This is a genomic window from Flammeovirga aprica JL-4 (assembly GCF_012844305.1).
Taxonomy (GTDB): domain Bacteria; phylum Bacteroidota; class Bacteroidia; order Cytophagales; family Flammeovirgaceae; genus Flammeovirga; species Flammeovirga aprica.
Genome location: NZ_JABANE010000019.1, coordinates 1 through 12105, shown reverse-complemented (window position 1 = coordinate 12105; position 12105 = coordinate 1). Strand labels below are relative to the sequence as shown.

The 12105-nt window shown below is 34.6% G+C and carries 10 protein-coding genes; 7 read left to right on the top strand and 3 right to left on the bottom strand.

Features of this window, described 5'->3' with window-relative positions; all coding sequences use genetic code 11:
- The first annotated feature begins 4 nt into the window (after nucleotides 1-4).
- Both HHU12_RS08955 and HHU12_RS08950 read left to right on the top strand, forming a co-directional pair.
- Complete coding sequence (locus tag HHU12_RS08955) at nucleotides 5-967, top strand: hypothetical protein (RefSeq protein ID WP_169656402.1); 963 nt, start codon at nucleotides 5-7, stop codon at nucleotides 965-967.
- Nucleotides 968-975: 8 nt separating this feature from the next.
- Complete coding sequence (locus HHU12_RS08950) at nucleotides 976-1548, top strand: lysozyme inhibitor LprI family protein (RefSeq protein ID WP_169656401.1); 573 nt, start codon at nucleotides 976-978, stop codon at nucleotides 1546-1548.
- Between the two features lie 68 nt (nucleotides 1549-1616).
- Here HHU12_RS08950 and HHU12_RS08945 read toward each other — a convergent pair whose 3' ends face one another.
- Nucleotides 1617-2606, bottom strand: coding sequence for a helix-turn-helix transcriptional regulator (locus HHU12_RS08945; protein WP_169656400.1), 990 nt, complete (start codon nucleotides 2604-2606; stop codon nucleotides 1617-1619).
- A 99-nt stretch (nucleotides 2607-2705) separates the two neighbouring features.
- Between HHU12_RS08945 and HHU12_RS08940 the strand changes: the two genes are divergently transcribed.
- The 3 genes from HHU12_RS08940 to HHU12_RS08930 all read left to right on the top strand — a co-directional run bounded on the left by HHU12_RS08940 (nucleotide 2706) and on the right by HHU12_RS08930 (nucleotide 6335).
- Nucleotides 2706-3599 carry a 3-keto-disaccharide hydrolase gene (locus tag HHU12_RS08940; protein WP_169656399.1) on the top strand — a complete coding sequence of 298 codons (894 nt, stop codon included), beginning with the start codon at nucleotides 2706-2708 and terminating at the stop codon, nucleotides 3597-3599.
- A 19-nt stretch (nucleotides 3600-3618) separates the two neighbouring features.
- A complete protein-coding gene (locus HHU12_RS08935; protein ID WP_169656398.1) occupies nucleotides 3619-5223 on the top strand; it encodes a ThuA domain-containing protein in 1605 nt (534 codons plus the stop codon).
- Nucleotides 5224-5420: 197 nt separating this feature from the next.
- Nucleotides 5421-6335: an oxidoreductase gene (locus HHU12_RS08930; RefSeq protein WP_169656397.1), complete on the top strand. Its 915-nt coding sequence runs from the start codon at nucleotides 5421-5423 to the stop codon at nucleotides 6333-6335.
- 320 nt (nucleotides 6336-6655) lie between these two features.
- On the opposite strand, the gene HHU12_RS08925 is transcribed toward HHU12_RS08930, so the two are convergent.
- Nucleotides 6656-7297: a peroxiredoxin gene (locus tag HHU12_RS08925; RefSeq protein ID WP_169656396.1), complete on the bottom strand. Its 642-nt coding sequence runs from the start codon at nucleotides 7295-7297 to the stop codon at nucleotides 6656-6658.
- 188 nt (nucleotides 7298-7485) lie between these two features.
- Between HHU12_RS08925 and HHU12_RS08920 the strand changes: the two genes are divergently transcribed.
- Nucleotides 7486-8529: a dimethylarginine dimethylaminohydrolase family protein gene (locus HHU12_RS08920; protein ID WP_169656395.1), complete on the top strand. Its 1044-nt coding sequence runs from the start codon at nucleotides 7486-7488 to the stop codon at nucleotides 8527-8529.
- A gap of 1395 nt (nucleotides 8530-9924) precedes the next feature.
- Entirely contained in the window at nucleotides 9925-11718 is a 1794-nt protein-coding gene (gene lepA / locus HHU12_RS08915) for a translation elongation factor 4 (RefSeq protein ID WP_169656466.1), read from the top strand.
- 150 nt (nucleotides 11719-11868) lie between these two features.
- On the opposite strand, the gene HHU12_RS08910 is transcribed toward lepA, so the two are convergent.
- Nucleotides 11869-12105, bottom strand: a 237-nt coding sequence (locus HHU12_RS08910) for a hypothetical protein (protein WP_169656394.1), incomplete at its 5' end; no start/stop codon positions are given.

Here is a 12105-nt window from a genome sequence, read left to right as displayed (position 1 = left end):
CAAAATGAAAAAGATCTTATTGTTTATGTTTCTTGTGTTACCTTTTATTAGCCAAGCACAAAAAATAGAAGAAAATTACAACATATTAATTGTTCCTGATCTTTCTAATCGAATTGATCCAAGTATTCATAAAAAGCCTTATACTGATACAGAAATAGTATCGGTCATATTGGATATTTTTGCATACACTGATCAAAATGGTTTACCAAAAGGATTATATAAGAGTGGAAATAGGAATAAAAATCAAAAAGATAGGATATCAGTTAAAGCGATTAATAATACATCACTTTTTACAGACCTAAATAATTCTATGATTATAGATCTTGGAGAGTTTGATAAAAGTCAAGCACAAAGAATTGAGTTTTTAAATGGGAATGCGACATATACGATAAATGATGCGAAGAAGAATTTTCTAAATGCTTATCAAAAAATGAATGATATAGCTTTAAAAAATCAGGCAGGGGCAGATATGTGGCAATTTCTACAAAATGGAGTTGATAAGCATGATTTTAAACTTACTAATCCTATGAAAAGTAAATTTATTGAAGATCAATCTAAAAATATTTTCATAATCTTTACTGATGGGTACATTGAAACAGGCTATTGTGACACCAAAAAGAAATCAGCCCCTTATTTAACAAATAAAATGGTCAATAACTTTAGGAACGCTTTCTTGAATAGAACGGATAAATCATTAAGCATGAAAGAATTTTTTAAGAAAAATGGTTACGGCATAGAACCTGTAAAAAATCCTGTCTTGGCTGATTGTAAAGTTATTGTGGCAGAAATGTATGATAGGTCTATCAATGCAAATGGTATTGCAACAAAGAATCCTACAGACATGGAAATATTGAAATTATTCTGGAGTGATTTTCTAGAAAAATCAGGCTGTAAAGATTATCATCTTGTTCCAATACAAAATGATTTGAATAGATATAAGGTGTTGTTTGAAGATTACTTACAATAAAAAATGTCATGAGGGGAAAACATTGGTTAATCGCCATTTTGATAAATTTTATTGGATTGGTATCTAATGCACAAGATTTGAGTGAAAGCCACATCAATTATTTAAAAGTACAGATAAGAAATAGTTCAGAAGCAAGAGCACTTTTAAGAGTATTGAATTTATCGACAAGTAATCGTCATAAGATTCAAGCAGAATATGAATTAGATATATATTTAGTTGATCAATTACTTAAAAAATTGATTGCCGAAGAAGAATATCCTAGAAGGAGTAATAGAGCAACAACTATTCTTGAAGCGGAATATGATTTACTATTGAATAAGTATTATAACAAGTTGATGGCTATGCTCCCTGAATCATATCAAAAAGAAAGCTTAAAAAAATCACAGAGAGCATGGATAAAATTTAGAGATATTGAGAAAGAAACTATGTCAAATATTAATCTTTATGATCCAAATACTCTTTTCATTGGTACTATATGGTTAGATACACATAATTTTATGAAATCAGATTTAACCTTAAAAAGGTTGAAAGACTTTTATGATTATATGGAAAATTATTATATGAGGACTGAAGGTATATAATAGTGAAGTATCAATGGTTAAGACAAGCCGAAACATTCCCACAATGTCTCGGTTTTTCTTTTATCTAATCACCCTCTCCTATACTCATTAGGCGTCAAATGATAATTTTTCTTGAATAGAGTAGAGAAATATCGTCCTGATGTGAAACCACAGAAATAGGCTATTTCGGTGATTGTTTTATCCGGCTGTTCCTTTAGGCATTTTTTAGCCAATTTGAGCCTGAGATCAGTCAAATATTTTATCGGAGTTTGGTTGGTAATTTCCTTGAACATTTCAGTGAAGCGAGTTACGCCAAGTCCGGTTGCCAATGCCATTTCGTTGGTAGTCCAAGGGTCGTGTGCGGTTTCTTGAAGTTCATTGATGAAAAGCTGAACGCTTCTTTGGCTATCGGTCAATTCAGGATGAAGCTTTACGCTTCCAGCATCGAATAAATCTAGTAATAATAAAAGTAATTCGTTGACGGTATGACGTAATTTGGAAGCGTTACTGCCGTCGATGTCAGAGTTGATCAATTGTCCGAATTTTATAAAACAGTTTCTGATTTGTGTATTGCCTTTAAAAAGCGGTTGTTCGTTTTGACGAAGAAATACGGTAAGTCTATTCAAATCATTTTCAGTCAAAACAATCCAATCCGGCCAAGTCCATTCTTGATGCGGTTTTCTAACTCCCACATCCAAAATAAGCCAATACATTTTGCCTGCACCCACATGAGGGTTTCCGACCTTATGTGATTGCCACGGCCTAGAGATTGTCATATCGTTAGCAGTAAGCTGTAAATCACAATCTTTCAAGCTGTAAGGCATATTGCCTCTTTCTAAAAAGTGAATTTCAATTCCCTCGTTTCTATGCCAATCCAATCCCCAATCTTGCTCGCCATTACCATCCCAATACCCTACGGAGTTTAACCCCGTCACATCATCGGGCAGTCGTTTTCCAGGGTAGGTAAATTTAGAGAGTGCATTGTATTTAATCTTTTTTCTTTCCCCTGCATTGACCAAACTTTGGCATGTATCTGCGTAATATATTTTGGAACCTTCCTTAAAAGGTTGAATGATCATTGTTCAATTTTTTTCAGTGTATAAATCTTAACATATTTAGAGCCGTAATTTAATAACTTTAAGACGGAAAGATTTAATCATCTATAATTAAAAAATGAAATGAAACTTATAAATAATTATTTTTTACTCACACTAATTTTTTCAGTAACTACACTTCCTTCTTTTGCACAATCTGATTTTAAGATCACAAAGAACTTTCAAGCATTATTAGACAAAGATTTATCCTATTGGGAGCTGTTTGTTGGCGTGCCTCATACTTCGGTTGAATTGGAAGGGCATCCCAAAAGTGAAAATGTGCATGTGGGCAAACCTTTAGGCTTAAACAACGATCCTAAAAAAATAATGACGGTTTCTGAAGAAGATGGAGAACTTATATTAAATGTTTCCGGAGAAATCTATGCTGGTTTAACTTCCAAATATGAATTTGGTAATTATCACTTAAAAGCATTATTCAAGTGGGGAGAGAAAAAGTGGGCACCTCGTTTGGATAAAAAACGTGACAACGGAATTCTCTATCATTGTCATGGGGAACATGGTGCATTTTGGAATGTTTGGATGTCTAGCCTTGAACTTCAAATTCAGGAACATGATATGGGCGATTTTGTAACGCTAGTCAATGCAAGGGCAGAGGTGAAATCGAAAAAAGGAAAGCATGGTTATAAAGTAACTGGAGTTGATGATGAAGTGATTCAATATGGAGGAAAAGGAAATCCGGGGTATTGCCACATCACAGAACATAATGAAAAACCCAACGGTGAGTGGAATTTAGTTGAGGTGATTTGTGTGGAAGATCAGAGTATTCATATTGTCAATGGTAAAGTGGTGATGGTAGTGAAAAATGCTCGAAAAGCGGTGAACGGAAAGGAAGAGAAATTGACTGAAGGAAAAATTCAATTACAATCAGAAGGTGCAGAGGCTTATTTCAAAGATATTCAGATTAAGTCGGTCAATAAGTTTCCAAAGAAGTATAAGAAGGCGATTACTCAAGGATAATTCATAAACGAAGTAAACTATGCTGACAAGAATTAAAATAATAATTGTAAGTCTGCTTATCCTTTTAGGCTTACACGGTTATGCTCAAAATGAAGAAAAAGAGGCGTTGCCTTCCTTGAAAGGCAAAAAAGTATTGATCGTTTACGGTGGATGGAAAGGTCATAAACCAAAAGAGTATGTTGATAAGATAGTGCCTCTTTTGGAAGCTCAAGGTGCAAAAATTACGCTTTCAGATTCATTGGGGGTATATACCCAAGAAAAGGTAATGAAAGAGACGGATTTAATTATTCAGTCTTGGACGATGGATAAAATATCTAAAGAGCAGGCAAAAGCTTTAACTACTGCTGTAAAAAACGGGACAGGTTTTGCCGGTTGTCACGGCGGTATGGCAGATGCTTTTCGTAATGATGTAGAATATCAATATATGGTGGGAGGTCAATGGGTCGCTCATCCTGGTAATAAACGGGATTATCAAGTCAATATTACAGCCAAAAATGATCCTGTTGTCAAAGGCTTAAAAGATTTTAGCGTAAGTACGGAACAATATTATATGCATGTTGACCCTAATGTGAAGGTATTAGCTACTACAACTTTCAGTGGAGAACATAATTCATGGATTAAAGGTGCGGTCATGCCTGTAGCTTGGAAGAAGTATTATGGAAATGGAAGAGTGTTTTATCTTTCAATCGGTCATGCTCCTGAAGACTTTGATGTGGAACCTGCTTTGAAAATATTGATGAGAGGTTTTCAGTGGGCAGGCGGAAGCAAGTACAATGCTTCAAAAAATTTAGTGGAACCTATCTATGCCACCTCTTATGGTGAGTGGGAGAATTTGATAGATAAAGATTTATCGAAATGGGATATTTTTATGGGTGCTCCTCATACCAAAACGGATATCGAAGGGTATGAAAAATTTGATGATGTAACGAAGGGAACACCTATTGGTTTAAATAAGGATCCCAAAAATGTATTTTCTGTGATTAATGAAAATGATGAAGAGGTACTGAAAATCACAGGTGAGATTTATGCAGGATTAGTAACAAAAAAGGAATACGAGAATTATCATTTGAAGTGGGAGTTTAAGTGGGGTGATAAAAAATGGGCTCCTCGATTAAACCACAAACGAAACAGTGGGGTGCTTTACCATAGTATTGGTGATTATACTGATTTTTGGAACGTTTGGATGACTTGCCTTGAATGTGAAGTGCAAGAAACAGATTGTGGTGATTTTATTACTTTGGGTAATGTCAGAGCGGAGTGTCCAGCGGAAAAAATTGAAAAAAAATATCATTTCAAACCTGGAGCAGACCCCGTTCATCTAGCGTGGGCAAAGGGTTTTGAGACCGGAAGATGTTTCAAACCGGGGAATCCTGAAAAACCTCATGGAGAGTGGAACACTATGGAGATTCTTTGTATTGGTAAAAAGAATATCCATGTGCTCAATGGAGAAGTAGTGATGGTCGTTTTAAATCCAATTGCAAATATAAGTGGGGAGTGGCAGTCGATGGAAAAAGGTAAAATTCAGCTTCAATCAGAAGCGGCTGAAGTTTATTACAAAAACATCAAAATAAAATCGATAACCCAATTTCCTGATAAGTATAAAAACGATGCAGGATTAGAATAACAATAACAATCGAATAGATTTATTACCCAAACTTTACAGACCGAAACATTCCCTCAATGTTTCGGTTTTTCTTTTATACCAAACTAATGAATACATGTTGTAGATGAAATTGTGTAGCACTTTATTTTGAAATTGGTATTACTTACAATCTATAAATTCTGTATCTTAAAGAACACAAACTAAATCACCCTATAAAAATGAACATTCAAGATATTAAAAACTTCCCTTCTCAAAAAGGACGTATTGCTATTGTGACAGGTGCCAATATTGGTTTGGGATTAGAGACGTCCCGATTTTTTGCTTTGAAAGAAATGAAAGTTATTCTGGCTTGCAGGAATATGCAGAAAGCGGAAAGTGCCATGCAGGATATCAGAAAAACAGTTCCTAATGCTGATCTATTGGCTATGCCGCTTGATTTGAGTGATCTCGAATCGGTAAGGAGTTTTGCTCAGTCTTATACCGAAAAGTTTGATTCACTTGATTTACTGATCAATAATGCTGGGATTATGGTGCCTCCATTTTCCAAAACGAAAGACGGTTTTGAGAGTCAGATGGGAGTAAATTACTTCGCTCACTTTTTATTGACTGGACTGCTTTTACCACTGTTGGAAAAAACAGAAGGGTCAAGAATTGTGGCGCTGGGAAGTATGGCGCATAAAAGCGGAAAGATAGATTTTGATAACCTGAATGCGGAGAAAAGTTATTCTAAATTTGGAGCCTATAGTATGAGTAAGCTGTCTTGTATTATGTTTGCTTACGAATTACAGAGGCGCCTGAATGCACATAATTATCAGGTGAAAGCTGTGGCGGCGCATCCTGGAGGATCAATGACTAATTTGATGCAGCACATACCGAGTTTTATGGTGTTTCTGATGGAGAATTTGTTTTCTGGAATGTTCAATACAGCACAGATGGGTGCATTGCCGACGGTTTATGCAGCTTTGGGAGAGGATATCAAAGGAGGAGACTATACAGGACCTGATGGTTTTAGAGAAGTTAAAGGCAAAAATGCGATCAAAGTACCTTCCACAGATTATTCTCACAGGGAAGATTTAAGCAAATTATTATGGGATGAATCAGAGCGGTTGACACACTTTAACTATTCGTTCTGATAATTTTTTATACTTTTGCAATCCTTTTATCAGAATTGAGGGGGAAAAGTGTTGATAACTTTTTTGTTTTGAAGGTTTCACAGTCCTTGTTTTTAAAAAGTTGTCAACATATAAGGCTTAAGAAGTTTATTTTTGGTACTTAAGTCGCTAAAGACGAAAGAGGTTTTCAACATTATATTCACTGTCCACATGATTTGTGAATAAATAATGAGTGAAAACCTCCTTTTTTTAAAAACTTATTAGCAGATGTTGATAAAGTTTGGTTAGAACAAAGAGATTTACCTTTTTAAATCATTATTCTATTCCAAAGCTTGATCGAATTAATTAAGGTTGGGCTGAGGAGTCAATCTCAAATAAGGCTTGACCTCAGTATAACCTTTCGGGAAGATAGCAGGAATGTCCTCTGTTTTTACAGCAGGAACAACCACACAGTCATCTCCATTTTCCCAGTTTGCAGGTGTTGCCACTTTATGGTAAGCTGTCAATTGAAGAGAATCAATCACTCTCAATAGCTCATCAAAATTTCTTCCTGTTGATGCAGGGTAAGTAATAATCAGCTTTACCTTCTTGTCATTTCCAATCACAAATACAGAACGTACAGTCAATTTGCTATCTGCATTGGGGTGAATCATATCATACAATTCAGAAACTTTTCTGTCTTCATCCGCAATGATCGGGAAGTTAACCGTAGTGTCCTGAGTTTCGTTGATATCATTGATCCAGCCTTTGTGAGATTCCAAACCGTCTACACTTAGTGCGGCTACTTTGACATTTCTTTTGTCAAATTCTGCTTTGTACTTAGCTACAGTTCCTAGTTCTGTAGTACAAACTGGTGTGTAATCGGCAGGGTGAGAAAAAAGGATTCCCCATCCTTCTCCAAGCCATTCATGAAAATTGATTTCCCCTTCAGTTGTTTGAGCCGTGAAATCGGGTGCAACATCACCCAATCGAATAGTTGCCATGTTATTAAATAGTTTATGGTGTATAAATAAATACGCACATCGCGTACTAGAATGCATGTTGGAAATAGTGGAGCAATGCTCTAATCAGATACAATTTAAAATTTTAAAATAAATATTTAAAATCAATAGGGGTTTTCATTCTCTTTTTCCCTTCTAAAAGTGAACATGGAAACTAAATAAATATAACAATGAAATATAGAAGCAATTTTATCGCAGTGATTTGTTTTTCAATTTTCGCTTTTGTGGCATTTAACTCAGTTGAAAAACCAAATGCAAAAAAAGATATAAGAAATAACCATGAATGGGATCAAGTTGAAGAAATCGTAGTAGGGCGTTGGGTGACGGATGCTTTTGAGATACCAATGGTTAGTGAAGAAGTGAAAAATTTATATCCTTATATCTCTGACAGCTCATTTAATTATATGATAAAAGCACAAGGTCATATATTGTCAGATCTTTATCCACAAGATGATCAAGAATTTTATACTGAGCAGGAAAATTTAGTAAAAGTTGTGGAGTCTTTAGGAGTGAAAGTAAGAAGACCTGATGAGTTAGAGGTACACTCTATTGCCACTTCTCAGCCTTACTCTAGAGATCCAATCATTACAATAGGTAATAAAGTAATTATTGCTAACATGAACTTGGAGGCTCGTAGATTAGAAACTGCAAACTATAGAAGAATTGCGTTGGACTTGGCTAGAAACTACAACGGTGAAGTTGTGAATATGCCTGCCAACAAAGCAGGTTTACACGAAGATAACATCTACTTAGAAGGTGGAGACGTATTCGTAAACGGTAAAGAAATTTATGTGGGTCTTTCAGGTAACGCTTCCAACCAAGCAGGTGTGGAGTGGTTGCAGAAAGAACTAGGTAATGACTATAAAGTACATGGCATCAAATTACAACATCACGTATTGCACTTAGATTGTGCTATGATGTTATTAAACGATCACCAAGGTGTGGTTTGTAAAGATGATTTCGTTGACTTCGACGCATTGCCTGAATCATTAAGAAATTATGAGTGGGTGGAGGTAAAGCCTGAACAAGCTCAACTCATGGCAACAAATGGTATGGTGATCAATGATCATACTGTAATTGTTACAAATGCATTTCCTGAAGTAAGTAAAAGAATCAGAGCTTTCGGAATCGACGTAATTGAGATTCCATTTAGAAAAGCCAATTACTTCGGAGGCGGTATTAGGTGTAGTTATCAACCTATCTACCGTCAATAATTTTCTGAGTTTATTATTAATGATGTTACTAACGAGGTGTGATTTTCATACCTCGTTTTTTGTGTTTTTTAATTTTTGATGAAGTAGAGAAACTTTTCTTGGTCATTTTCCATAGTGACAATTTCTTACATAAGTTTCCATTTGAGTCATCATGTTTTCAATTTTTCAGCTTTAACAATACCATTTTACCGAAGTAAATATTCATTAAAATGGTATTATTCATTGATGAAATCCATTCAATTTCAATTGAAAACAAATGTGAATACGGAAAATTTGTTAAGTTTAAATGTAACTTATGGAATAATTTATATAACATAATCAATGAATTGCTATAAAAATAACGTCATGATTTGCAGTACTAAATTCTTTCACAAACCTTTGCAATGCATTAAATAAATTAAACAATTAAAAATAAAGGAAACTTCAATTTTTAAAAAATGATATAATTTACTAGAACATATTCTGAGCGAACTATTGTGAATTTCAAAATCACACATTTTAAATATTAAAATCCTTGAATCTATCTTTTTAGATAATGGGATAGTTATGTACAATTTAAATTTAAATCAAAAAATTATGCATCGTGTACATTTGTTCATGGTAAATGATTTTAACTTCAAATTAAAGCTTAAACTATTGTTATTGAGTAGTTTAGATATTTCTAATTACTCTGAATTAAATAAATTAAATAAGGTTGGTTATTAAATAATGACTTAAAGCAAATAACTTAATAGCTGTTTACATTAGCTGGTTCTGTAACCTGAGAAGGTGTATCAAAGAAGGGGCAATGAGGTGTATCTCTCCCTTCTTTCACCTTTCATCTCAAGATTTTAAAAAATGAATTACATAAATAAAATAAGTTTATGTATTCACTAAAAATAATAGGCGAAAACCTAATGCTAACTATTATTTCTCATGAAGTAAAGTACATTACACATCCAGAGTCTATTGGATTAGGTTTGTGTTTTAAAAGTGTAAAGGTTTTTAATAATGTTGTTTAAACATCAGTAGCTGGATTTCATGAAAATTGTATTCATGAAAGATTGAAACCAATTATGATCATTCAATTTTCTGATGTATTAGGATACCTCAACATTTAACCTTTAGGCTTATTTGCTTTTCAAAATTGTAATTATAAGGCACACTTTAGATGGTAGAGTGTGCCTTTATTATTACATCAAAATGCCTTTTATTGTCACATCTCCTATTCTGTTCATAATAATTTGAATTAAAAAGATATAATACGTTTGAAGAAATAATGAGTAATACATCTTTTTACTCTACTTTTGTGATTATTTTTACGGTCCTAGTCAATTTTTAATAAAAACATTGTTAGATATTTACTAAGGATTTAAGAGTTATAAGAATTAGAAGTAACTTTGTCATATGGACAAGATGGAAAATATTCGCAACTTTTCGATTATTGCTCACATTGACCACGGAAAGAGTACGCTAGCAGACCGTCTGTTAGAATCTACTCAGACTGTAGCTCAGCGTGACATGCAAAGTCAGTTGCTAGACAATATGGATTTAGAGCGTGAACGTGGTATTACGATCAAGTCGCACGCTATTCAGATGAACTACCTCCAAGATGGAGAGGAGTATGTATTGAATTTGATTGATACTCCGGGTCACGTGGATTTCTCTTATGAGGTATCAAGATCAATTGCTGCTTGTGAAGGGGCATTATTGATTGTAGATGCATCACAAGGTATTGAGGCACAAACCATCTCCAACTTATATTTGGCAATGGAGCACGATTTGGAAATCATTCCTGTAATGAACAAAATCGACCTTCCACACGCTAATCCAGAAGTAGTAGCTGATCAAATCATGGACCTTTTAGGTTGTGAAAGAGAAGACATCGTTGAAGCTTCTGGTAAAACAGGTTTAGGTGTAGATAAGATTCTTGAAGCGATTGTAGACAGAATTCCTGCTCCAGAAGGAGACCCTAAAGAACCTTTGCAAGCGTTGATCTTTGATTCAGTATATAATTCATTCCGTGGAGTAGAGGTATACTACAGAATTTTAAATGGTACGCTTAAAAAAGGTGACTTAGTAAAATTCGTCAACACTGGAAAAGAATATAAAGCAGATGAAATTGGTGTATTAAAGTTAGATCAAGAGTCTAGAAAGTCAATTTCTGCTGGTAACGTAGGTTACATTATCTCTGGTATCAAGGAAGCGAAGGAAGTAAAAGTAGGTGATACGATTACTTTAACGGAGCGTCCTTGTGAAGAAGCAATCCAAGGTTTCGAAGATGTAAAGCCAATGGTATTCGCGGGTATTTATCCTGTTGATACAACAGAGTATGAAGATCTTCGTGCTTCTTTGGAGAAATTACAATTGAACGATGCCTCTTTAGTATGGGAACCTGAAACATCAGTAGCCCTAGGTTTCGGTTTCAGATGTGGTTTCTTAGGTATGCTTCACTTGGAAATTGTACAGGAACGTTTGGAAAGAGAATTCAACATGACAGTAATTACTACTGCTCCTTCCGTACAATACCATGCATTTATGAATAATGCAGAAAAGGAACAAGTAATTATCAATGCTCCTTCAGATATGCCTGACCCTAGTAAGTTAGATCATATTGAAGAACCATATATTAAAGCCAACATCATCTCTAAAGCTGAATACGTAGGACCAATCATGTCATTATGTATGGAGAAAAGAGGTGAGTTGAAAAATCAGGTTTACTTAACGACAGATAGAGTAGAGTTGATTTTTGAAATTCCTTTATCAGAAATCGTATTTGACTTCTTCGATAAGTTGAAAACAATTTCTAGAGGTTACGCTTCATTGGATTATGAATTAATTGGATTTAGAGCTTCTAAGTTAGTAAAACTAGATATTCTATTGAACAATGATCCTGTGGATGCCTTCTCTGCAATTGTACACAGAGATGGTGCTTATGATAGAGGTAAGAAGATTTGTGAAAAGCTTCGTGAAGTTATCAATCGTCAGCAATTCGAAATTCCAATTCAAGCGGCAATTGGTACAAAGATTATTGCTAGAGAGACAATCAAAGCTCTTCGTAAAAACGTAATTGCGAAGTGTTATGGTGGTGATATTTCGCGTAAGCGTAAGCTATTAGAAAAGCAGAAGAAAGGTAAGAAACGTATGCGTCAGTTGGGTAACGTAGAAGTGACTCAAGAGGCATTCATGTCAGTATTGAAAGTTGACTAGTCTTACTTTAGAGATATAAAAAAGGTTGTCCTTGTAATGAGGGCAACCTTTTTTTTGAATGAAGAATTAAGAATGTAGAATGAAGAGGTAGTTCGTAGGATGGTTTTTGAGCCTCTTCATTCTTAATTCTACATTCTTCCTTCAAAAAAGTTATGCTTTGGGAAATGAGATGCCGTACTGAACTTTCACTCTTTCAAGTAACCACTTTCTAGCATTTACATCTTCATTTCCTCCAATCAGCAAAAAGTAAAGCCAATCTTCAGTTTGCAAATGACAGAAGCGGTACGTTCTGCACATCAGTTTGGTTTCATAATTAGGGAGTCTTGGTAAATAGACTCTAGCACTCACTAAAATCAGGATATTTATTCTTTTTGGTGAGTGTTTTTG